A 22,534-nucleotide genomic window follows, 5' to 3' on the forward strand; every position below is an offset into this window, starting at 1 on the left:
TTGGTTTGGGGGGAAGGGTTGCGGATGGGGGTGTTCTTGTTTAGCGTCCGCTGTGAGGGTTAGGAAAGTTTCCTAACGCCTGTCAGCGATCACGGTCCACGTGCGGATGGCCCCATGGCACCCCCTATCCGAAGGATCAACGCATGATCAGACATCCTGAGCGGCGCGCCCGGCGCGTGCCGCTTCTCGTCACGACTCTCCTCGCGGCCCTGGTGGCGGCCGCCCCCCTGGCACCCCCGGCCAGTGCCGCGAGCGGTTCGGTCGCCGCCGACACGCTGCTGTCGCGGGGCCGGCCGGCGACCTCGTCCTCGACCGAGGGCAGCGGCTTCGAGGCGGCCAAGGCGGTGGACGGCAGCGCCTCCACCCGCTGGGCCAGCGTCGAAGGCCACGATCCCGAGTGGATCAGGGTCGACCTCGGCGACACGTACACGATCTCCCGCGTCAAGCTGACCTGGGAGGCGGCCTACGGCAAGTCGTACAAGATCCAGACCTCTCCCGACGGCTCCACCTGGGCCGACGTCTACTCCACCACCTCCGGCAACGGCGCGACCGACGACCTGACGGTCAGCGGCAGCGGCCGGTACGTGCGCATGTACGGCACCGCCCGCGGCACCTCGTACGGCTACTCGCTCTACGAGCTGGAGGTCTACGGCAGCGGCGCCGGGGGCACCGACACCACCCCGCCCTCCACCCCGGCCGGCCTGCGCGTCACCGGCACCACCTCCACCAGCGTGTCCCTGGCCTGGGACGCCGCCACCGACGACGTGGGCGTCACCGGCTACCTCGTCTACCGGGGCTCGACCCTGGTGACCACCGCGACGGGCACCACGTACACCGACACCGGCCTGACCCCCGCCACCGCCTACGGCTACACGGTCAGGGCGCGCGACGCCGCGGGCAACCAGTCGCCGGTCAGCGGCGGCGTCACGGCCACCACCCAGCCCGGCGGCGGCGGCGGCGGTCCGGCCGTGCCCTTCGGCAGCCACACCATCCCGTACGCCGTGGGAATGCTCCGCCCGTCCGGCGACCAGGCCACCCTGGACGCGCGGGTGGTCGACTACTACAAGCGGTGGAAGGCCGCCTTCGTCCGGCAGAACTGCGGGAACGGCTGGTACGAGGTCATCTCGCCGGACGCCGACCACCCGTACGTGGCCGAGGCCCAGGGCTACGGCATGGCCATCGTCGCGACCATGGCCGGCGCCGACCCCGACGCCAAGAAGATCTTCGACGGCCTGGTCAAGTGGATGATCGACCACCCGTCCTCGATCAACCCCGACCTGCTGGCCGCCGAGCAGGACACCGCCTGCAAGAGCGTCGACGGCGGTGACGGCGCCACCGACGGCGACATGGACGTCGCCTACGGCCTGCTCCTGGCCCACCGGCAGTGGGGCAGCTCGGGCACGTACAACTACCTCGACCTGGCGATCAAGCACATCAACGCCATCAAGAAGGACGAGATCAACCCGTCCACGAACCTGCTGAAGCTGGGCGACTGGAGCAGCTCGGGCGACCAGTACTACTACATCACCCGTACCTCCGACTGGATGGTCGACCACTTCAGGGCCTTCAGGAAGGCGACCGGCAACAGCGCCTGGGACACGATCAGGACCGCGCACCAGAACCTGATCACCACCCTCCAGGCCAACTACGCCTCCGCCACCGGCCTGCTGCCCGACTTCGTGGTCAACACCAACACCACCGCCAAGCCCGCCCCCGGCCAGGTCCTGGAGGACCCGAACGACGGCCAGTTCTGGTGGAACGCCTGCCGCACCCCGTGGCGCATCGGCGACGACGCCGTGACCAGCGGGGACGCCAAGTCGCTCGCCTCGGCCAGGAAGCTCAACTCCTGGATCAAGAGCAAGACCGGCGGCGACCCCGGCAAGATCGCGATCGGCTACAAGCTGAACGGCACACAGATCTCCAGCGGCAGCGAGGCCGCCTTCTTCGCCCCGTTCGCGGTGGCGGCGATGACGGACTCCGGCAGCCAGGCCTGGCTGGACGCGCTGTGGACCAAGATGCTCGGCACGCCGATCGACGCGACCAGCTACTACTCGGCCAGCATCCAGCTCCAGGTCATGATCACGGTGACCGGCAACCACTGGGTGCCCTGACCGTCCGGCGGAATCCGTGGCCGTGCCCGCGGTTCCCGTCCGCGGGCACGGCCGCCCCGAAGGGAGGACATCTCATGAGACGGGCTCTCGTGGCCGGACTGCTGCCCCTCCTGTTGTCCTGGCCCGCCCCCGCCGGTGCTGCGGCAGCGCCGGTCGAGGTGGACGTCTCCACCGCGGCCGAGCTGGCCGGGGCGCTGGCCGGGGCGGTCCCGGGGCAGACCATCAGGCTCGCGCCCGGCGAGTACCACGGCGCCTTCGTCACTCAGCGCCCGGGCACCGGCGCCGCGCCCGTCACGCTGACCGGGCCGGCGAACGCCGTCCTGGTCAACGACGGGCCCTCCGGCAGCGCGCCGCCCTGTCCCGTGCCCGGCGGCGGGTGGGATCCGGGCTACGGGCTCTGGTTGTACGGGGCGCCGTACTGGCGGCTCACCGGGTTCACCGTCAAGGACTCCAAGAAGGGCATCGTCCTGGACGACTCCGCCCACGTGGTGATCGACGGCGTGTACGTGCACCACGTCGAGGACGAGGGCGTGCACTTCCGGCGCAGCTCGTCCGACGGCGTCATCAGGAACTCCCGCGTCACCCACACCGGCCTCCTCCAGCCCGGGTACGGCGAAGGCGTCTACCTCGGCTCGGCCGGCTCCAACTGGTCCTGCCACGGCAACAGCGGCGGCGTGGACCGGTCGGACCGCGTCCAGGTCGTCGGCAACACGATCGGCCCGTACGTCGCCGCCGAGCACATCGACGTCAAGGAGGGCACGAGCGGCGGCCTGATCCGCGGCAACACCTTCGACGGCACCGGCCTCAGCGGCCAGAACTCGGCCGACTCGTGGGTGGACGTCAAGGGGAGTGGCTACACGATCGACGGCAACACGGGCACGTTCGCCCCGCCCGGCACGTTCGCCAACGGGTACGAGACGCACAATCCGGTCACGAGTCCGTCCTTCCTCAACGGTTGCGGGAACGTCTGGCGCGGCAACCGCTCGGCCCTCGGCGGGGTGGGCGCGTACGCCATCAAGATCACCTCCACCTCGAAGTGCGCGGCCGCCCCGAACGTCGTGTACTCCTCCAACACCGTCACCGGCGCCACCGTCGGCCTGACCAACGTCCCGGTGACGCCGGGCTGAGGGCCCGCACCGGCCCGCCGCCCGCCCCCGGGCGGCGGCCTCGGCGTGCCCGTGTGAACGATCGGTGAGCTGGTTAAGAAAGGTTCCTAACTTTCTTGACAGCCCTCCGCGCCCTGGTCCACGATCCCGGTAAGCGGCTCGGCGCGGCATCCCACGAGGATGTGACGCGCTCAGCGAGAGGTTCTCCTGCCCCGGCCGCTCACCGGACCGTGCTCCGATCTCTCACCCCCAGGAGAATCGCCATGTCCAGAGTCCGCCTGGCCCTCATGGCCTGCACGGCCGTGCTCGGCCTGGTGGCCGGCCTGCTCGTGGCCGCCACCGCCTCGGCCGGCATCGCCGAGACCCTGCTGTCGCAGGGCAAACCCGCCACCTCCTCCTCCAAGGAAGCCTCCTCCTACGCCGCCGCGAAGGCGTTCGACGGCGACCTCGCCGCCACCCGCTGGGCCTCGGCCGAAGGCCACGACCCCGAATGGCTGCGGGTGGACCTCGGCGCCTCCCAGCAGATCTCCCGGGTCAAGCTGACCTGGGAGGACGCCTACGGCAAGTCGTACAAGATCCAGACCTCGGCGGACGGCACGGCCTGGACCGACGTCTACTCCACCGGCTCGGGCGACGGCGGCGTGGACGACCTCGCCGTCACCGCCACCGGCCGGTACGTCCGCATGTACGGGACCACCCGCGGCACCTCCTACGGCTACTCCCTGTGGGAGATGCAGGTCTACGGCGGCGGCACCCAGCCGACCGACCCGCCCACCGACCCGCCGGGTGACACGTTCGTGGTGGCCGCGGCCGGCGACATCGCCGAGCAGTGCACCGCGAGCTCCGCCTCCTGCGTGCACCCGAAGACGGCCGCCCTGGTCGAGTCGATGAACCCCGAGTTCGTCATCACCATGGGCGACAACCAGTACGACGACGCCCTCCTGTCCGACTTCCGCGCCTACTACGACAAGACGTGGGGCAGGTTCAAGGCCAAGACCCGCCCGGTGCCCGGCAACCACGAGACCTACGACCCGGCAGGCTCCGAGGCCGGGTACAAGTCGTACTTCGGCGCGATCGCCTTCCCGCAGGGCAAGAGCTACTACAGCTACGACCGGGGCAACTGGCACTTCGTCGCGCTCGACTCCAACCACTTCGACCAGTCGGCCCAGATCACCTGGCTCAAGAACGACCTCGCCGCCACCACCAAGCCGTGCGTGGCCGCGTACTGGCACCACCCGCTGTTCAGCTCCGGCGAGCACGGCAACGACCCCGTCTCCAAGCCCGTCTGGCAGGCGCTGTACGCGGCCGGCGCCGAACTGGTGCTGAACGGGCACGACCACCACTACGAGCGCTTCGGGCCGCAGAACCCGAGCGCGCAGGCCGACACCGCCAAGGGCATCGTCGAGGTGCTGGGCGGGATGGGCGGCGCGTCGCCGTACCAGATCGAGAACGTGCAGCCCAACAGCCAGAAGCGCCTGACCGACACCTTCGGCGTGCTGAAGCTGACCTTCACCGGCAACACGTTCGGCTGGCAGCTCGTCGGGACCGACGGCTCGGTCAAGGACAGCAGCCCGACCTACTCCTGCCACTAGATGTACATCTCGCTCCTCGGCACCCGGCTGACCAGGGCGGTGCCCGCCAACGTGGTGGCGCTCGGCCTGGTCAGCCTGGTCACGGACATCTCGTCGGAGATGGTCACCGCGGTGCTGCCGCTGTACCTGGTGGGCGCCCTCGGGCTCAGCCTGGTGCAGTTCGGGCTGCTGGACGGCCTGTACTTCGGCGTCACCGCGCTGGTCCGGCTGGCCGGCGGGCACGCCGCCGACCGGTGGGACCGGCGCAAGCTGGTCGCGGGGCTCGGCTACGGCCTGTCGGCCGTGTGCAAGCTGGGCCTGCTCGCGGCCGGCGGATCGGCGGCGGCCCTCGGCCTGGTGCTGGCCGCCGACCGCACCGGCAAGGGGCTGCGCACCGCGCCCCGCGACGCGCTCATCACACTGAGCGCCCCGGCCGAACGGCTGGGCGGCGCGTTCGGGGTGCACCGGGCCATGGACACCGTGGGCGCCTTCCTCGGGCCGCTGGCCGCGTTCGGGGTGCTGACGGCGACGGCGGGCGCCTACGACGCGGTGTTCGTGACGAGCTTCTGCGTGGCCGCGCTGGGCGTGCTGCTGCTGATCCTGTACGTACGGGACCGGCGCGGCCCGCTGACCGCCCGCGTACGGTTGCGGGCGGCGGTCATGAGGGAGGCCGGGTTCCGCCGGGCCTGCCTGGTGGCCGTGGCGCTCGGCCTGGTGACGGTCAGCGACTCGTTCGTCTACCTCGTGCTGCAGCGGCGGTTGTCGATCGCGCCCGAGTTGTTCCCGTTGTTGCCGCTCGGCACCGCCGCGGCCTACCTGGTGCTGGCGGTGCCGCTCGGCAGGCTGGCCGACCGGTTCGGCCGGGCCGCGGTGTTCGTCGCCGGGCACGTGGCGCTGCTGGCGGCCTACCTGGTGCTCATGGGCCCGGCCTGGCTGGTGCCCGTACTGGTGCTGCACGGGCTGTTCTACGCCGCCACCGACGGGGTGCTCATGGCCCTGACCGGCCCGATGTTGCCCGAGGGTGCGCGTACCGGCGGCCTGGCGCTGCTCCAGACCGGTCAGGCCACGGCCCGGATGGTGTCGTCCATCCTGTTCGGCCTGCTGTGGGCGGGGGCGGGGGAGGGGGCGGCGCTCGCGGTGATGGCCGCCGGCCTGGTCATGGCCGCCGCCACCGCCTGGCGAACACTGCGATGACGATGACGATGACAGGGAGGTCTCGTTGAGAAGGTTGCTCGTTCTCGTCGTGGCGGTGGTCGTGCTGGCCGGTGGCGCGACCGCCTACGCCACGTGGGCGTCGTCCTCGCGTCCGTCCGCGCCCGTCGCCGCGGGCTTCGACGCCGCCGAGCCGGGCCGGGTGCTGGTACGCAGCGGCGGACGCGTCGCGTCGGTGCCCGCCGCCGACCCGGGCGCGCCGCCGCGGGTCAGCTCCCGGGCCTGCGACCGCTTCTACACGGCGAACGGCACCACCCTGTGCCTGGTCGTCCGGCCCGGCCCGCTGCCGACGACCCAGGCGCTCGTCCTGGACCGGTCGCTGAGGGAGACCCGCCGGATCAACCTGGCCGGGGTGCCGAGCCGGGCCCGCGTGTCGGCCGGCGGCCGGATGGCCTCCTGGACGGTGTTCGTCACCGGCGACTCCTACAGCAGTGGCGGCTTCTCGACCTGGACCGGCATCCTCGACACCCGGACCGGCTACCTCATCACGAACATGGAGGACATCCCGCTCTACCTAGACGGCCGCCGCTACCACTCCGCCGACGTCAACTACTGGGGGGTCACGTTCGCCGCCGACGACAACCGCTTCTACGCGACCGTCGCGACCAAGGGCAGAACGTACCTGGTGGAGGGCGACTTCGGCGCCTGGCGTGCCCGTACGCTGCGGGAGAACGCCGAGTGCCCGTCCCTGTCGCCGGACGGGACCCGGCTGGTGTTCAAGAAGCGGGTCTCGCCGGGGCCGTGGCGGCTGCACGTACTGGACCTGGCCACCATGCGCGAGAGGCCGCTGGGGGAGCGGGCCAGCATCGACGACCAGGCCGCCTGGCTGGACGACCGCACGGTCATGTACGCCAAGGACGGCGACGTGTGGGCGGCCGGCGTCGACGGCGGCCCGCCGCGCCGGATGATCGCCGACGCGACCTCGCCCGCGCCCGTCCGGTGACGACCGGCGCGGGAACGGCCGTCAGCGGCCGCGGGTTCAGGGCAGGCGGATGAGCCGCCGCTCGACCGCGGCGGTGACGGCCGCCGTACGCGTCTCCACGCCCAGCTTGTCGTAGATGTGCACCAGATGGGTCTTGACGGTCGCCTCGGTGATGTAGAGCCGCCGGGCGATCTCCCGATTGCTCGCGCCACTGGCCAGCAGCTCGAGCAGCTCGACCTCGCGGGCGCTCAGCGCCGGGCCGGGCTCGCGCATCCGCCGCATCATCCGGGTCGCCACCTTGGCCGACAACACGCTCTCGCCCCTGGCCGCGGCCCTGATGCCCTGGAACAGCTCCTCCGGCGGGCACGCCTTGAGCAGGTAGCCGATGGCCCCGGCGTCGACGGCCCGCATGATGTCCGCGTCGCTCTCGTACGTCGTCAGCACCAGCACCTGCGGCGGCGCGGGCAGCTCGCGGACCCGCCGGGTGACCTCCACGCCGTCGATGCCCTCGCCGAGCTGAAGGTCCATCAGCACGACGTCGGGGGAAGCGGCGGCGATGCCGCGCAGCGCCTCGGCGCCGTCGGCGGCCTCACCGACGACCTCCATGTCGGCCTCGCCGCCGAGCAGCGCCACCAGCCCCGCCCGGACCACCGGATGGTCGTCGACCAGGAAGAGTCTCATGCGCCGCCGTCCCCGTTCGGTACGCGCGCAGGCCACGCGGCGGGCACCCGGGCCGCCACCGCCGTGCCCTCGCCGGGCGCGCTCTCGACGACCAGGACGCCGTGCACCTCCGCCAGCCGGTCGCGCATCGCCCGCAGCCCGTAACCACGGCCGGGAGCGGGCGCGGGCTCGGCGAAGCCGGCGCCGTCGTCGAACACGTCGAGAGTGACCTCGCCGTCGAGGTAGGACAGCGTCACCGTGGCCGTCACGGTCGCCGCCGCCGTGCCCGCCGCGCCCGTCGTCGGGCCCGCGTGGTCGCGGACGTTGGCGAGGGCCGCCTGGGCCACCCGCAGCAGCGCCGCCTGCACCTCCGGCGCCAGCGGGTACTCCTCGCCCGCCAGCCGGAAGCGCACCCGCGGCCCGGTGTCGTCGGCGTCCGCGCAGAGCCGGGCCAGCGCCTCGGGCAGCGAGACGTCGACCAGGCCGGGCGGCTGGAGGCCGCGGACGAACCGCCGCGCCTCGTCGAGGTTGTCGGCGGCGGCCGCGCCGGCGCGGCGTACGTGGGCGCGGGCCTGCTCGGGGTCGGTGGCCCACATGCGGTCGGCGGCCTGGAGCAGGATGCCCATGCTGGTCAGCCCTTGGGCGAGCGTGTCGTGGATCTCCCTGGCCAGCCGCTCGCGCTCCTCCAGCACGCCCGTGCGGTGGCGGGAGTCGGCCAGCGTGCCACGGGTGCTGATCAGGTCGTCGATGAGGAGCTGCCGGGCGGCGCTCTCACGCTGCAGCTCCCCGAAGATCACCGCCGTCATGGCCGCGATGCCGACCGGCGCGAGGATCAGGCTGACGTCGAGCTCCTTGGCGATCTCCAGCTGGGCCACGATCACCACCAGGGTCAGCGCCGCGGCGGCCATCGCGAAACCGCGCGCGTTGAGCAGCCGCAGGCACAGGAAGAGCAGGGGGACCGCGCACCAGCTGAACGACGGCGCGAGCATCACCAGCACGAGCCAGACCGCCGCCACGCCGCCCAGCCAGACCAGCCGCCCCCGTTGCCCGAGCCGGTTCCACCACAGGATGCCGGCCGCGTACGCGAGCGCGAGCAGGCCGCAGACGGCCAGCGACGTCACCGTCTGGGCGACCATGCCGTGACGGGACACCAGCCGCAGGGCCGAGGCGGCGAGCAGCAGGTAGAACCCCACGTGCATGGCCCAGTTGAGCCAGGTGCGCTCCCTCATCGCCCTCCCCTCGCCACGCGTTCCGACACTATCCCCTGCCGAAGACTGGGCCCCGGCAGCACGGCGGCGCATCAACCGATCGGTTGACCCGGCGCTCGACCGCCCGGCGCGCGGGGATCGCCCGTGCTCCCGATGGCCCGGGCCGCTTCGGCAGGGAACCTAGAGATGTCCGACTTCGCCTTGCCGAACTGGAGATAACCATGAAGATCCGTACTCGCCTGGCCGCCGGCTCGCTCGCGGGGCTGGCCGTGCTGGCCGGCGCCGTCGCCGCCACCTCGCCCGCCCAGGCCGCCGAGGCGCACGCCGTACGGGCCGCCGTGAGCGAGCCCGTCGTGCAGACCGGGACGCTCTCCGCCGACGCCGCCCTGAAGATCGCCGACGCCGCGCTGAAGGAGGCCGTCAAGCAGAAGCAGCGGGTCTCCGTCGTGATCGTCGACCGGTCCGGCGCGACCCGGCTGGTGCTGAAGGGCGACGGCGCGGGCCCGCAGACCGAGGAGTCGGCCAGGCGCAAGGCGTTCACCGCGGTCTCCTTCGGCCGTACGACCAGCGATCTCGGCAAGGGCATCAACGGCAGCGGGCCGTCCATCGCCGACATCCCGGGCACCCTCTTCCTCGGCGGCGGCGTTCCGGTCGCCTCCGGCGGCGCGCCCATCGCGGGCATCGGCGTCGGCGGCGCCCCGAGCGGCGACATCGACGAGTCCATCGCCCAGGCCGGTCTGAAGGCGGTCGCCGGGCAGCTTCGCTGACCGGCCGTACGGCCCCGGCGCACGGCCGCGGGCGGGATCACGGAAGGATGAGGGGATGAAGCGCCGAGCCGTCCTGACCTCCGGATTCGGGCTGATGCTCGCGGCCTGCGGCGGACGAAAGACGAAAGGAGCGGGAATGATCGACGAGGAACTGCTGGCAGGGGCCGCGCGCGGGGACGTCGTCGCCGTCCGGGACGCGCTCGGGGCCGGTGCCGGCGTCGAGGCGCGCGACGCGCAACGCCGTACGGCCCTGCTGCTGGCCGCCGCGGCCGACCACGTCGAGGTGGCCAAGGTGCTGGTCGCGGCGGGCGCCGACCCCGACGCCCAGGACGTCAAGAACGACACCCCCTGGCTGGTCACGGGCGTCACCGGAAGCGTGGCGATGCTCAAGGCGCTGCTGCCCGCCGGACCCGACCTGACCAGACGCAACCGTTACGGAGGCGTCTCCCTCATCCCCGCCTGCGAACGCGGGCACGTCGAGTACGTCCGCGAGGTGCTGAAGACCGGCATCGACGTCGACCACGTCAACGACCTGGGCTGGACGGGCCTGCTGGAGGCGGTCATCCTCGGCGACGGCGGCGAGCGCCACCAGGAGATCGTCCGCCTGCTCATCGCCGCGGGCGCCGACGTCGACCTCGCCGACCGCGACGGCGTCACCCCCCTCGCGCACGCCGTAGCCAAGGGCCAGCGCCAGGTGGCCGCCCTCCTCCGCGCCGCCGGAGCCCACTGAGCCCCGCAAACCGCTGTCGTCCGGGCTGCCGCGCTCTGAACGCCGCAACCCGTCAGGGTCTCGTCGGGCCGCTGTCACGCAGGTGGGCGATGCCCAGGTGGGAGGTGACCGAGTTGAGCGGGCACAGCCGGCCCTGCCGCCGGTAGCGGTCGACGACCGCGTCGCGCCACGCCTGCCAGGCGGCCCAGGAGGTGAGGGCGCCGAGCTGGGGCCGCTGGTCCTCCAGCACCCGGTCGGCCTCCAGGCGGGCCACGGCCAGCAGCAGCTCCTCGCGCCCGCCGGGGAAGTAGTGGAAGAGCTGGCTCTTGCTCGTCGAGGTGCGGGCCAGGACGTCGTCGAGGGTGGTGGCGGCCACGCCGTGCTCGCGGATGTGGGTGGCCGCGCCCTCCAGGATGCGCCGCCGGGTGGCGGCTCCCTTGCGGGTCAGCGTACGCGCGGTCACCCTCCGGATGTTAGCCGGACGGCCCGCTTCGACGCGCTCGACCACCGGGCGCGCAAGGAGGCGGCGGCCGGACAGCGGGGGGCGCCTGCTACAGTGTGAGACGCTTGTGGCATACCAGCTAGGAGACCAGACATGGCAGGTGACGACGACATCTCCGGGTGATACCGGAGGTTGATCGGCCCCGGCGTGAGCGCATGAGCGCCGCCGGTGTGGCCTGTTCGTCGTTCCCGAATCCCTGTCCCTTTTCCCGGGTGGCTTCGGCGCGCCCGCGTTCTCCGTTGAGGTCTTCTTCGTATGTCCGACGCGTTCATCGTCTGCTCCAACCTGTCCTTCTCCTGGCCTGACGACACCCCTGTCTTCAGCGACCTGTCCTTCAGCGTGCCCGGCGGCCGTACGGGCCTGGTCGCCCCCAACGGCGCCGGCAAGAGCACGCTGCTCAAGCTGATCGCCGGCGAGTACCGGCCGCGGGCCGGCAGCGTGTCGGTCAACGGCGTGCTCGGCTACCTGCCGCAGAGCCTGCCGCTGGCCGGCGACCTGACCGTGGCCGAGGTCCTGGGCATCGCCCCGGTGATCGCCGCGCTCAACGCCATCGAGGCGGGCGACACCGCCGAGGAGCACTTCACCACCATCGGCAACGACTGGGACATCGAGGAACGCACCCGTGCCCAGCTCGACCGGCTCGGCCTCGGCCACCTCGACTTCGCCCGCAGCCTGGGCACGCTGAGCGGCGGCCAGGTCGTCTCGCTCGGCCTGGCCGCGCAGCTGCTCAGGCGGCCCGACGTCCTGCTGCTCGACGAGCCCACGAACAACCTCGACCTCGACGCCCGCAACAGGTTGTACGCCGTGCTGGGCGACTGGAAGGGCTGCCTGCTCGTGGTCAGCCACGACCGTACGCTGCTCGACCGCATGGACCGTATCGCCGAGCTCGAACGGGGCGAGGTGCGCTTCTACGGCGGCGACTTCACCGCGTACGAGGAGGCCGTACGCACCGGGCAGGAGGCCGCCGAGCGCAGCGTGCGCAGCGCCGAGCAGGAGCTCAAGCGCGAGAAGCGGGAGATGCAGCAGGCCCGCGAACGCGCCGAGCGCCGGGCCGGCAACGCCGCCCGCAACCTCAAGAACGCCGGCCTGCCGCGCATCTTCGCCGGGAACATGAAACGCGGCGCCCAGGAGTCGGCCGGCCGGGCGGGCCAGACGCACGCCGCCCGCGTCAGCGACGCCAGGGCCCGGCTCGACGAGGCGGGCCGCGCCCTGCGCGACGACCAGCGCATCTCCCTGCAACTGCCCGGCACCAACGTGCCCGCCGGGCGCACGGTCTTCCACGGCGAGCACCTGACGGCCCGCGGCCTGTTCGCCGAGCCGGGGATCGACCTGATCGTCCGCGGGCCCGAACGGATCGCGCTGACCGGCCCCAACGGCGCCGGCAAGTCCACGCTGCTGCGCCTGATCAGCGGCGACCTGCGACCCGACGGCGGCACCGCCAGGCGCGCCGACGGCCGGGTGGCCTACCTGTCGCAACGGCTCGACCTGCGCCTCGACGAGCTCACCGTCGCCGAGAACCTGGCCGCCTCCGCCCCCGCCATGCCGCCCGCCGACCGGATGAACCTGCTGGCCCGCTTCCTGTTCCGGGGCGCCCGCGCCCACCTGAAGGTCGGCGTGTTGTCGGGCGGCGAACGGCTGCGCGCCACGCTGGCCTGCGTGCTGTGCGCGGAGCCGGCGCCCCAGCTCCTGCTGCTGGACGAGCCGACCAACAACCTCGACCTGGTCAGCGTGGGCCAGCTGGAGAGCGCGCTCGGCGCGTACGAGGGGGCGTTCGTGGTGGTCAGCCACGACGAACGATTCCTTGAGGAGATCCGGGTGGAGCGGCGTCTGGAGTTGTCCGGCGGGCGGCTGCTGGAGGCCGGGGGACCCGCGCTGGGATGACGCGGCGTTGCCCGACACGTTACTGAACTTGGACAATTCGTTCTCTTGTGTCATTCGTGTTTAGGTAGGTAGGTTAAGGACTTATGGCCGCATCGAACACTCCGACGACCGCCGAGGAACTGCGCGGCGCGGGGCTGCGGGTGACCGCCGCCCGGGTAGCGCTGCTGGAGACCGTCCGGCGCGGTGACCACCTCGGCGTCGAGGCGATCGCCTCCGGGGTGCGCGACCGAGTCGGTCACATCTCGCTGCAGGCCGTGTACGAGGCGCTCCACGCGCTGGCCGCCGCCGGGCTCGTCCGCCGCATCGAACCCCCGGGCAGCTCGGCCCTGTACGAGGGCCGGGTCGGGGACAACCACCACCACCTCGTGTGCCGGTCGTGCGGCGCGGTGGCCGACGTGGACTGCGCGGTCGGCCACGCGCCGTGCCTGACCGCCTCCGACGACCACGGCTTCGCCGTCGACGAGGCCGAGGTCATCTATTGGGGTCGCTGCCCGGCCTGTTCCGCCCGGCAGTAGTTCGTGAGCACTGAGATCGTTCTAGTCCGGAAGGATTTCCATGTCTGACAATCATGACGCGATCGTCTCCGACGCCAAGTCGGAGGAGGCGGGCGGCTGTCCGGTCGCGCACGAGCGCGCCCCGCACCCGACGCAGGGCGGCGGCAACCGGCAGTGGTGGCCCGAGCGGCTCAACCTGAAGATCCTCGCCAAGAACCCGGCCGTGGCCAACCCCTTCGGCCATGACTTCGACTACGCGGCGGAGTTCCAGAGCCTCGACCTCGCGGCCGTGAAGCGGGACATCGCCGAGGTGCTGACGACCTCGCAGGACTGGTGGCCGGCCGACTTCGGCCACTACGGCCCGTTCATGATCCGGATGGCGTGGCACAGTGCGGGCACGTACCGGATCAGTGACGGCCGTGGCGGCGCCGGGGCCGGGCAGCAGCGCTTCGCGCCGCTGAACAGCTGGCCGGACAACGGGAACCTCGACAAGGCCCGCCGCCTGCTGTGGCCGGTCAAGAAGAAGTACGGCCGCAAGATCTCCTGGGCCGACCTGCTGGTCCTCACCGGCAACGTGGCCCTGGAGTCGATGGGCTTCACGACCTTCGGCTACGCCGGCGGCCGCGTGGACGCCTGGGAGCCCGACGAGGACGTCTACTGGGGCCCGGAATCCATCTGGCTCGGCGACGAGCGCTACAGCGGCGACCGCGAGCTGGAGAACCCGCTGGCCGCGGTGCAGATGGGCCTCATCTACGTCAACCCGCAGGGCCCCAACGGCAACCCCGACCCGCTGGCCGCGGCCCGCGACATCCGCGAGACGTTCCGCCGCATGGCGATGAACGACGAGGAGACCGCCGCCCTGATCGTGGGCGGCCACACGTTCGGCAAGACCCACGGCGCGGGCCCGGCCGAGAGCGTCGGCCCCGACCCCGAGGCCGCCCCGATCGAGCAGATGGGCCTCGGCTGGAGCAGCACGTTCGGCACCGGCAAGGGCGGCGACGCCATCACCAGCGGCCTTGAGGGCATCTGGACGAACACGCCCACGACCTGGGACAACAGCTTCCTGGAGATCCTCTACGGCTACGAGTGGGAGCTGTTCGACAGCCCCGCCGGCGCCCACCAGTGGCGGCCGAAGGACGGGGCGGGGTCCGACACCGTGCCCGACCCGCACGACCAGGCCAGGCGGCACGCCCCGACGATGCTGACGACCGACCTGTCGCTGCGCGTCGACCCGATCTACGAGCAGATCACCCGCCGCTGGCTGGAGCACCCGGACGAGCTCGCCGAGGCCTTCTCCCGCGCGTGGTTCAAGCTGACCCACCGCGACATGGGCCCGGTCGTGCGCTACCTCGGCCCGGAGGTCCCCGCCGAGACGCTGCTGTGGCAGGACCCCCTGCCCGCGGTCACGCACGAGCTCGTCGGCGCGGAGGACGTCGCCGCGCTCAAGGAGCGCGTCCTCGCCTCCGGGCTGTCGGTGCCGGAGCTGGTGTCCACCGCATGGGCGTCGGCCTCCTCCTTCCGCGGCAGCGACAAGCGCGGCGGCGCCAACGGCGCGCGCATCCGCCTGCAGCCGCAGAGCTCGTGGGAGGTCAACGACCCCGGCCGCCTGGCGACCGTGCTGGGCACCCTGGAGGGCATCCAGAAGGCGTTCAACGGGGAGCAGACCGGCGGCAAGCAGATCTCGCTGGCCGACCTGATCGTGCTGGCCGGGTGCGCGGGCGTCGAGCGGGCCGCCAAGGAGGCCGGTCACGAGGTCCAGGTGCCGTTCACGCCGGGCCGGGCGGACGCCACGCACGAGCAGACGGACGTGGAGTCGTTCGCCGCGCTGGAGCCGGCCGCCGACGGGTTCCGCAACTACCTGGGCAAGGGCAACCGGCTTCCCGCCGAGTTCCTGCTGCTCGACCGGGCCAACCTGCTGACGCTGAGCGCGCCGGAGATGACCGTCCTCGTGGGCGGCCTGCGGGTGCTGGGCGCCAACCACGGGCAGTCGCCGCACGGTGTCCTCACCTCGGCTCCGGGGACGCTGACGAACGACTTCTTCGCCAACCTGCTCGACCTGGGCACGACCTGGCACTCCACGGACGACGCCAACGCCTTCGAGGGCCGCGACGCCGCCACGGGCGAGGTGCGGTGGACCGGAACGCGGGCCGACCTCGTCTTCGGGTCGAACTCCGAGCTGCGCGCGGTCGCGGAGGTCTACGCGAGCGACGACGCGAAGGAGAAGTTCGTACGGGACTTCGTCGCGGCATGGGACAAGGTCATGAACCTCGACCGGTTCGACCTGGCCCGAGCCTGATGTGAGTGAACGCCCGGGGCTGCCCGCCCCGGGCGTTCTCGCGTTGTCCGGGTGGGTTGCGCGGGCGCGTGGACGTCTTTTACGCTATTTCCTACTAAACATGTCGTTTTTTCGTATTAAGAGGGCGGGCGGTCGTACGCGGGACCGTGGCGGCGGCGGGCCGTCTTCGGCGACCACGAGGACTCCTGATGCGTTTTCACTGGTTCCTGCCGACCACCGGCGACGGCCACGACGTGCGCTCGGCCATCACCACGACCGACGCCTTCCGTCCCGCCGCCCGTCCCGCCACGCTCGCCTACCTGGCGCAGGTCGCCAGGGCCGCGGAGGCGGCCGGGTTCGAGGGCGCGCTCACGCCGGTCGGCGCGGGCTGCCCGGATCCGTGGATCGTCTGCGCGGCCCTCGCCCAGCACACCGAACGGCTCAGGACGCTGGTCGCCTTCCGCACCGGGTACGCGCTGCCCACCCTGCTCGCCCAGCAGGCCCAGGCCTTCCAGGAGATCTCCGGCGGCCGGCTGCTGCTCAACGTCGTCACCGGCGGCGACCCTGTCGAGCAGCGCGCGTACGGCGACTTCCTCGACCACGACGCCCGCTACGCCAGGACGGCCGAGTTCCTGCACGTGCTGCGGCGCGCCTGGGACGGCGTGCCGTTCGACCACCACGGCGAGCACTACCACGTCGAGGGCGGCGGGCTGGCCGCGCCGCTGGCCCCCCGGCCGCCGCTCTACTTCGGCGGCGCCTCCCCGGCGGCCGAGCAGGTCGCCGCCCGCCACGCCGACGTCGTCCTGATGTGGGGCGAGCCGCCCCGCGCGATCGCCGAGCGCGTCGCCCGGCTGCGCGCCCTGGCCGCCCCGCTGGGCCGCGAGCCTCGGTACGGCCTGCGCGTGCACGTCATCGCCCGCGACACCTCCGCCGCCGCCTGGGCCGAGGCCGACCGGCTGCTGGCGGGCATGGACCCCGGCCGCGTCGCCGCCGCCCAGAGCCGCTTCGCCCGCTACGACTCCGTCGGCCAGCGCCGCATGGTGGACCTGCACGCCGGCGGCACCCGCGACCTGGAGATCCACCCGGGCCTGTGGGCCGGCGTCGGGCTGGTCCGCGAGGGCGCCGGGACCGCGCTGGTCGGCTCGTACGACGAGGTCACCGCCCTGCTGCGGGAGTACGCCGCCACGGGAGTGAGCGAGTTCGTCCTGTCCGGCTGGCCGCACCTGGAGGAGGCGTACCGGGTCGGCGAGTACGTGCTGCCCCGCCTGGCCCGCGAACCGGCCCTCGCCCCGTGACGCCGCCAGGGTGATGGTGTGGTCTGAAATCGGCCGGTGCCGGGGGCGTGGGGCCTGCTTGGCTGGTTCGCCGTAGATCTTCCCCGACCCCCGTCCGGAACGGAACCATGTCAACCACCACCCTCGCCCCGCCACGCCCGCCGCTGCTGTCCTGGCTCGCGGTCGTCTCGATCACCCTCGGCATCTTCGCCATCGTCACCAGCGAGATCCTGCCCATCGGCCTGCTGACGACCATAGGCGCCGACTTCCGTGTCACCGACGGCACCGCGGGGCTCACCATGACGTTGCCGGGGTTCGTCGCCGCCGTCGCGGCGCCCGTCCTGACCGTGGCCACCGCCCGCCTGGACCGCCGGGTGATGATGTGCGTCCTCATGGTGGTCCTGGCCGCCGCCGACGTGCTGGCGGCGGTGGCCGGCGCCTACTGGGTCGTGCTGGCCTCGCGCGTGCTCGTCGGCCTGACCATCGGCGGTTTCTGGTCGATCGCGGCGGGACTGGCCGCCCGCCTGGTGCCGCCGGCCGCCGTCGGCGCCGCCACGGCACTGATCTTCTCGGCCGTGCCGCTGGGCTCGGTGCTCGGGGTGCCCGCCGGAACCCTCATCGGCCACCTGGCGGGCTGGCGGACGGCGTTCCTGGTCCTGGCCGGGCTGGCCGTCGTCGTACTGGTCGCGCTGCTTGCCCTGCTGCCGCCGCTGCCCGCCCACCAGGTCACCGGCGCCCGCGTCCTGCTGGACCTGCTGCGCCTGCGCGGCACCAGGATCGCCCTGCTGGCCACGTTCCTCATCGTGCTGGCGCACTTCGGGACCTACACCTACGTCACCCCGTTCCTGGAGCACGTCACCCGGCTGTCGCCGGCCGCCGTCAGCGCCGTCCTGCTGGCGTACGGCGTGGCGGGGGTCGCGGGCAACTTCCTGGCGGGCCGGGCGGTGGCCACCCGGCCGCGCGCCGCCTTCGCCGTCTGCGGCCTGCTGGCCGCCGCCGCCACCGGGCTGCTGCCCCTGGCCGGAGGCACCCCGGCCGCCGCCGCCGTGCTGCTGGTGCTCTGGGGGCTGGCCTACGGGGGAGTGCCGGTCTGCTCCCAGGCGTGGTTCCTGCGGGCCTCGCCCGGTACGCCGGAGGCGGCGACCGTCGTGTTCACCTCGTCGTTCCAGGCGACCTTCGCCCTCGGCGCCCTCCTGGGCGGGACGATCGTCGACGCCCTCTCGGTGTCGGCCGTGATGATCGCCGGTGGGCTGACCGCGCTGGTGATGGCCGCGTCCTTCGCCCACCTCACCCGCTCCCGCCCCCGCCCCGCCTGAACGGGACCGGGTCCGGCCGTCAGCCGTCGAGGTGGTGGCGCAGCGCGTCGAGGCGGCCGTCCCAGTCGCTCGCCAGGGCGGCCAGGAACTGCTGGGCCACCCGCATCGGGGCCGAGCGCAGCCGGTAGCGGACGCGGCGGCGCTCGCCCGGCTCGGGCGTCACCAGGCCGGCCTCGGTCAGCAGCGCCAGGTGCTTGGCGATCGCCTGCCGGGTGATCGGCAGGCGGGCGGCCAGATCGGTCGCCGTGGCCGGGCCCCGGGAGGCCAGCTCGGCCAGCACGGAGCGCCGGCTCGGGTCGGCCAGGGCGACGAAGACCTGCTCGGCCACCGCCTCGATGTCAGGCCGCGTCAAGGTGCTCCACCAGCTCGCCCAGCTCGCTCGCCCACCCCTCGGTGTGGGCGTCGTACGCCTTGCGGTGGTGGTCGTCGGGCAGCTGGGAGAAGCCCGTCTCGACGACGGTCAGCCGGGTGCCCGTGCCGGCCGGTTCGAGGGTGAACTCGACGTACGTGCGGCGCGGGTCGTCCTCCGGCATGCCGAAGACCGGCCAGGTGAAGCCGAACACCGACGGCTCCTCCACGCGCTCGACGCGCAGGTCGACCGTGTGCCCGTGTTCCCAGCTCATCCGTCCCGGCCCGCCGGGACGCAGCTCGATCGCCGCCTCCTGGCCGAACCAGGCGGCCAGCCCCTCGGCGGTGGTGAGCGCGGCCCACACCTTGCCGGGCGCGGCGGTCAGCTCGACGGTCCGCTCGACCCGATCGGGGAATCCCATGACGACCTCCATGTGTGCGGCAGGAAAAGGTTGCCACATCTTGTGGCGAAGGGTTGACGATCACTGCTCCGGCCGCGGGTGGTGGCGCAGGCCGTACGAGATGAGGGCGACGGCGGCCAGCGTCACCGCGACGTCCACCAGCAGCGCGAGACGGATGCCGGCCAGACCCGAGCCGCGCGTGGCGGCGACGGCGCCGAGCAGCGGGATGCCGACGGTGATGGCGACCTGCTGGGTCATGGACGTCAGGCCGGTGGCCAGCCCCTGCTCCTCGTCCGGCAGGCCCGAGGTGCCGGTGACGGTGTAGGCGACGATCGCGGTGACGTGCCCGAAGAAGCCGACGAACAGCGCGGGGACGAGCACCGCGAGTGTGCCCCAGCCGGTCCCGAGCAGGACGGCCGGGATCGTCGCGAGGGCCTGGACCGTCATGCCCGCGACCAGCACGAGGCGGCTGCCGAACCGCCCGATGAACCGCCCGGCGATCACACCGGCGACCACCGAGGCCAGCCCGGGGACGCCGAACACCAGGCCCGTGGCCAGCGGCGACAGGCCCAGGACCCGCTGCAGGTACACCGTCACCAGGAAGATCATGGCCGGTTCCATGGTGAAGATCACGAACCCGGCGAAGTTGCCCCACTTCACCGTGGGCCGCCGCAGGATGCGCACCGGCGCGAGCGGCGCCGGCGCACGCAGCTCGATCACCCAGAACGCGCCCAGCAGCGCCGCTCCCACGAGGGCCGCCACCAGGTTCGTCTCGACGGCCGCGTAGATCACGGCCAGCAGGCCGCCGGTCACGGTGACCGCGCCCGGCAGGTCCAGCCGCACCCGCTCGGGCAGGACGCTCTCGCGGATCAGGAACGGCGCCGCCAGCCCGATCAGCACCGCGACCGGCACGTTGAAGAGGAACGCCGCCCGCCAGCTCAGCAGGCTGACCAGGGCGCCGCCGAGCAGTGCGCCGACGGTGAAGCCGCCGGACAGCAGGGCGCCGTTCAGCCCGAGGACGCGGGCGCGCAGCGGGCCGCCCTTGAAAGTGGTGGTGAGCAGCGACAACGCGGCGGGGATCGTCATCGCCGTGGCCAGGCCCTGGAGCACGCGGGCGGTCAGGAGCGTCGCCGGGCCGTCCGCGAGACCGCCGAGGAGGGAGGCCCCGGCCAGGACGACCATGCCGGCGAGGAACAGCTTCCGGCGGCCGAACAGGTCGGCCGTGCGGCCGAACACGAGGGTGAACCCGGCCGCCGGCAGCGCGTACGCCGAGGTGATCCAGGGCCACTGGGCCGGGGCGAGGCCGACGCCCGCGCCGGCCTGGGGAAGGGCGACGTTCAGGATCGAGAAGTCGACGGCCAGCATGAAACCGGCGCCGAGCAGCACCAGGGCGATCAATCGTTGCCGGGTGTCGAGCCGGGGCGGGGAGACGGCCTCGGTGGTCGCGACGGGAACACTCACTGCGGCCTCCAATTAGTAGCAACCGAACGGTTGCCACATTATGGCAACCGTTCGGTTGCGTCAACGAGCCGGGCGGGTGCCGCGAACCGGGCCGGACGCGAGGCGGCTGGGCGTGAACCGGGCTGGGTGTGAGGCGTGTTCCGTGTGGGGTGTTTCTAGGACATCGCGGCCAGCAGGGTGGCCACCCCGCCGGTGGCCAGGCCGACGACGACGATCAGCGGGCTGCCCTTGAGGGCGGCCACCGCATGGAAACGCAGGTCGCGGTACTGGGCCATGCCTTCCGTGCCGGGCAGGACCAGCAGGCGGGGACGCAGGCCGGCGAAGATGATCCAGTCGAGGACGACCAGGTCCCAGACCGCCAGCGTGACGAAGACGAGCGCCGCGCACAGGGCGGCGGGCACGAAGCTGAGGCCGCCGTCCAGGGCGCCGTCGAGTCCCGTCATCGCCGCGGTCATCAGCGGGATCCCGCACCCGGCCCAGACGAAGACGCCGACGGCGATCGCGACCCGGCGGCCCCTGGCGCTTCTCGGCCTGCCGTACCGCTCGCGGATGGCCGGCGGATAGTCGTCCAGCAGGAAGTCCTTGCTGATCGCGGCGCCGGCCAGGATCGCGGAGGTGAACGCCACGCTCAGCGCCAGCCCGTAGGCGAGCCCGTAACCGATGACCGCTGACCACTGCATGCCGACCTCCTGGGGGCGAACGTGTTCATGTAAGGGTCACCTAACCTCGCGCCGCGCTTAAAGTCAACATAGTGTGAAGTTCAGTGATCGCTACGATGGTCCGATGTCCACACCAGACGCGGCGAGCGGCCGGAGGCGGCCCGAGTTCCGCAAGGGCCGGCCCACGCTGACCAGGGACAGGATCGCCCGCGCGGCCTTGGAGATCCTGGCGGAGTCGGGCCCCGGCGAGGTGACGATGCGCGCCGTCGGCGCCCGGCTGCGGGTGTCGCCGCGGGCCCTGTACAACTACGTGTCGGACCGCCGCGACCTGCTCGGCGAGATGGTGGCCGTCTGCCAGGGCGACCGGCCACGTCCCCGGCTCGACGCGGGTCGCTGGCAGGAGAGCCTGCGGGCCTACTGCCGGGAACTGCGGGCGTGGTACCGCGCCCATCCGGGCATGCTGGCCCTCGCGCGGGCCGAGGACCTCACGCCGTTCGCCTCGCCGGAGATGTCGCGGGCCGACGACGAGCTGGTGGGGTTCCTGCTCGGCCTCGGGATGTCGCCACGCGACGCCTATCGCGCGTGGTCCGTCGTCGTGCTCCAGGTGGCCGGGTTCGCCGAGGTCTGGGACGCCTGGCACGACCGGCCGCCGGTGGGCGCCGATCCGGCCGGGTGGACCGGCGTACCGCCCGGCGCGGCGGCCACCACGCTGCCGCACCTGCGGCTCGTGACCGCCGAGTCCGCCCGCGAGTCGCCGGACGAGCTGTTCGAGTCGGTCCTGACGATGCTCATCGCGGGCGTGCGCGACCTCCTGTGACGCGCCCGCCCGCTCTTGGGTGAACTTCCGTTTTTCGGAACGGTGGTCTAATCTTCGGAATATGTCCGACACCGGGGCCGACGCCAAGCTCGTGGGAGCCGACCGGGTCCTCGCCGTGCTGGCCGAGCTGGCCCGCCACCCCGACGGCATCGGCCTGGAGGAGATGGCCCGCGCGGTGTCCAGCCCCAAGCCGACCGCCCACCGCGCCCTGGCCGCCCTGCGCCGCGCCGGGTTCGCCGTCCAGAACGGCCACGGCCGCTACGTGCTCGGCGACGAGTTCCTGCGGATGGCCTTCGCCCACCACGAGGCCCGCCCCGACCACGTCCGCGTCACGCCGATGCTCCAGGCGCTGTGCGACCGCTACGGCGAGACCGTCCACTACGCCGTGCTGGAGGGCACGTCGGTGGTCTACCGGTCCAAGCTCGACCCGCCGTCCGGCGCGGTACGCCTGACCTCGGTCGTCGGCGGGCGCAACCCGGCCCACTGCACCGGCGTCGGCAAGGTGCTGCTGGCCGAGGCGCTGCGGGACGAGGCCGCGGTGCGCGCCTGGGTGGGGGAGCGACGGCTGGAACGGCCGACCGAGCGCTCGATCGCCACCGTGGAGGAGCTGCACGCCGAGCTGGTCCGCGTCCGCGAGCAGGGCTACGCGGCCGACGACCAGGAGAACGAGCCGGGCGTCAACTGCGTGGCGGTCCCGGCGTACCTGACCTCGCCCACCGTGCCGAGCGGCGCGATCAGCGTCAGCGGCCTGGCCTACCGCACCCCGTTGCGGACGCTCGTCGACGACGTGCCGGCCATCCGCGCGCTCGCCGCCGGGCAAGAACTTCCATAACCCCACCG

Annotated in this window: 21 protein-coding genes; 14 read left to right on the plus strand and 7 right to left on the minus strand. The window is 72.7% G+C overall.

The window, feature by feature from the left end:
- The first annotated feature begins 143 nt into the window (after positions 1–143).
- The 5 genes from DMB42_RS28065 (at position 144) to DMB42_RS28085 (ending at position 6,943) form a co-directional block, all read left to right on the plus strand.
- On the plus strand, positions 144–2,111 hold the full coding sequence (locus tag DMB42_RS28065; RefSeq protein WP_125638016.1) for a glycosyl hydrolase family 8: 1,968 nt from the start codon (positions 144–146) through the stop codon (positions 2,109–2,111).
- A gap of 74 nt (positions 2,112–2,185) precedes the next feature.
- On the plus strand, positions 2,186–3,238 hold the full coding sequence (locus DMB42_RS28070; RefSeq protein WP_125638017.1) for a right-handed parallel beta-helix repeat-containing protein: 1,053 nt from the start codon (positions 2,186–2,188) through the stop codon (positions 3,236–3,238).
- A gap of 242 nt (positions 3,239–3,480) precedes the next feature.
- Positions 3,481–4,809: a discoidin domain-containing protein gene (locus DMB42_RS28075; protein ID WP_125638018.1), complete on the plus strand. Its 1,329-nt coding sequence runs from the start codon at positions 3,481–3,483 to the stop codon at positions 4,807–4,809.
- Positions 4,810–5,982 (plus strand): MFS transporter, encoded by a 1,173-nt coding sequence (locus DMB42_RS28080; protein ID WP_125638019.1) that lies wholly within the window; start codon positions 4,810–4,812, stop codon positions 5,980–5,982.
- Between the two features lie 25 nt (positions 5,983–6,007).
- Positions 6,008–6,943 carry a hypothetical protein gene (locus DMB42_RS28085; protein WP_125638020.1) on the plus strand — a complete coding sequence of 312 codons (936 nt, stop codon included), beginning with the start codon at positions 6,008–6,010 and terminating at the stop codon, positions 6,941–6,943.
- Positions 6,944–6,979: 36 nt separating this feature from the next.
- Here DMB42_RS28085 and DMB42_RS28090 read toward each other — a convergent pair whose 3' ends face one another.
- Together DMB42_RS28090 and DMB42_RS28095 are read right to left on the minus strand one after the other, a co-directional pair.
- Entirely contained in the window at positions 6,980–7,603 is a 624-nt protein-coding gene (locus tag DMB42_RS28090) for a response regulator transcription factor (protein WP_125638021.1), read from the minus strand.
- On the minus strand, positions 7,600–8,811 hold the full coding sequence (locus DMB42_RS28095; RefSeq protein WP_125638022.1) for a sensor histidine kinase: 1,212 nt from the start codon (positions 8,809–8,811) through the stop codon (positions 7,600–7,602). The genes DMB42_RS28090 and DMB42_RS28095 overlap by 4 nt, the downstream gene beginning before the upstream one ends.
- A 200-nt stretch (positions 8,812–9,011) precedes the next feature.
- Between DMB42_RS28095 and DMB42_RS28100 the strand changes: the two genes are divergently transcribed.
- Entirely contained in the window at positions 9,012–9,557 is a 546-nt protein-coding gene (locus DMB42_RS28100) for a heme-binding protein (protein WP_125638023.1), read from the plus strand.
- Between the two features lie 136 nt (positions 9,558–9,693).
- Entirely contained in the window at positions 9,694–10,287 is a 594-nt protein-coding gene (locus DMB42_RS28105) for an ankyrin repeat domain-containing protein (protein WP_260477999.1), read from the plus strand.
- A gap of 52 nt (positions 10,288–10,339) precedes the next feature.
- Here the strand turns inward: DMB42_RS28105 and DMB42_RS28110 are convergent, their stop codons facing one another.
- Positions 10,340–10,729, minus strand: coding sequence for a TetR/AcrR family transcriptional regulator (locus tag DMB42_RS28110; protein WP_185844898.1), 390 nt, complete (start codon positions 10,727–10,729; stop codon positions 10,340–10,342).
- 294 nt (positions 10,730–11,023) lie between these two features.
- On the opposite strand from DMB42_RS28110, the gene DMB42_RS28115 reads away from it, so the two are divergent.
- From DMB42_RS28115 to DMB42_RS28135, 5 genes are all read left to right on the plus strand, one after another.
- Positions 11,024–12,649, plus strand: a complete 1,626-nt coding sequence (locus tag DMB42_RS28115) for an ABC-F family ATP-binding cassette domain-containing protein (protein ID WP_125638025.1) — start codon at positions 11,024–11,026, stop codon at positions 12,647–12,649.
- Between the two features lie 83 nt (positions 12,650–12,732).
- Positions 12,733–13,164 carry a Fur family transcriptional regulator gene (locus DMB42_RS28120; RefSeq protein ID WP_125638026.1) on the plus strand — a complete coding sequence of 144 codons (432 nt, stop codon included), beginning with the start codon at positions 12,733–12,735 and terminating at the stop codon, positions 13,162–13,164.
- Between the two features lie 40 nt (positions 13,165–13,204).
- The gene (gene katG / locus DMB42_RS28125) at positions 13,205–15,439 is read left to right on the plus strand and encodes a catalase/peroxidase HPI (protein WP_125638027.1); all 2,235 of its coding nucleotides are present in this window, start codon (positions 13,205–13,207) and stop codon (positions 15,437–15,439) included.
- A 188-nt stretch (positions 15,440–15,627) separates the two neighbouring features.
- Positions 15,628–16,713: an LLM class flavin-dependent oxidoreductase gene (locus DMB42_RS28130; RefSeq protein ID WP_125638028.1), complete on the plus strand. Its 1,086-nt coding sequence runs from the start codon at positions 15,628–15,630 to the stop codon at positions 16,711–16,713.
- 107 nt (positions 16,714–16,820) lie between these two features.
- A complete protein-coding gene (locus tag DMB42_RS28135; protein ID WP_125638029.1) occupies positions 16,821–18,008 on the plus strand; it encodes an MFS transporter in 1,188 nt (395 codons plus the stop codon).
- 19 nt (positions 18,009–18,027) lie between these two features.
- Here DMB42_RS28135 and DMB42_RS28140 read toward each other — a convergent pair whose 3' ends face one another.
- From DMB42_RS28140 to DMB42_RS28155, 4 genes are all read right to left on the minus strand, one after another.
- The gene (locus DMB42_RS28140) at positions 18,028–18,360 is read right to left on the minus strand and encodes a helix-turn-helix transcriptional regulator (RefSeq protein ID WP_125638030.1); all 333 of its coding nucleotides are present in this window, start codon (positions 18,358–18,360) and stop codon (positions 18,028–18,030) included.
- Positions 18,347–18,778 (minus strand): SRPBCC domain-containing protein, encoded by a 432-nt coding sequence (locus DMB42_RS28145; RefSeq protein WP_125638031.1) that lies wholly within the window; start codon positions 18,776–18,778, stop codon positions 18,347–18,349. The genes DMB42_RS28140 and DMB42_RS28145 overlap by 14 nt, the downstream gene beginning before the upstream one ends.
- A 60-nt stretch (positions 18,779–18,838) precedes the next feature.
- A complete protein-coding gene (locus DMB42_RS28150; protein ID WP_260478000.1) occupies positions 18,839–20,218 on the minus strand; it encodes an MFS transporter in 1,380 nt (459 codons plus the stop codon).
- Between the two features lie 155 nt (positions 20,219–20,373).
- Positions 20,374–20,898, minus strand: a complete 525-nt coding sequence (locus DMB42_RS28155; RefSeq protein ID WP_125638032.1) for a hypothetical protein — start codon at positions 20,896–20,898, stop codon at positions 20,374–20,376.
- Positions 20,899–21,001: 103 nt separating this feature from the next.
- Here DMB42_RS28155 and DMB42_RS28160 point away from each other — a divergent pair, with 103 nt between their 5' ends.
- On the plus strand, positions 21,002–21,694 hold the full coding sequence (locus tag DMB42_RS28160; RefSeq protein ID WP_125638033.1) for a TetR/AcrR family transcriptional regulator: 693 nt from the start codon (positions 21,002–21,004) through the stop codon (positions 21,692–21,694).
- Between the two features lie 61 nt (positions 21,695–21,755).
- On the plus strand, positions 21,756–22,526 hold the full coding sequence (locus tag DMB42_RS28165) for an IclR family transcriptional regulator (RefSeq protein ID WP_125638034.1): 771 nt from the start codon (positions 21,756–21,758) through the stop codon (positions 22,524–22,526).
- Positions 22,527–22,534: the final 8 nt, after the last annotated feature.

Origin of the sequence: Nonomuraea sp. WAC 01424 (assembly GCF_003947315.1) — a bacterium.
Lineage (GTDB): Bacteria > Actinomycetota > Actinomycetes > Streptosporangiales > Streptosporangiaceae > Nonomuraea > Nonomuraea spiralis.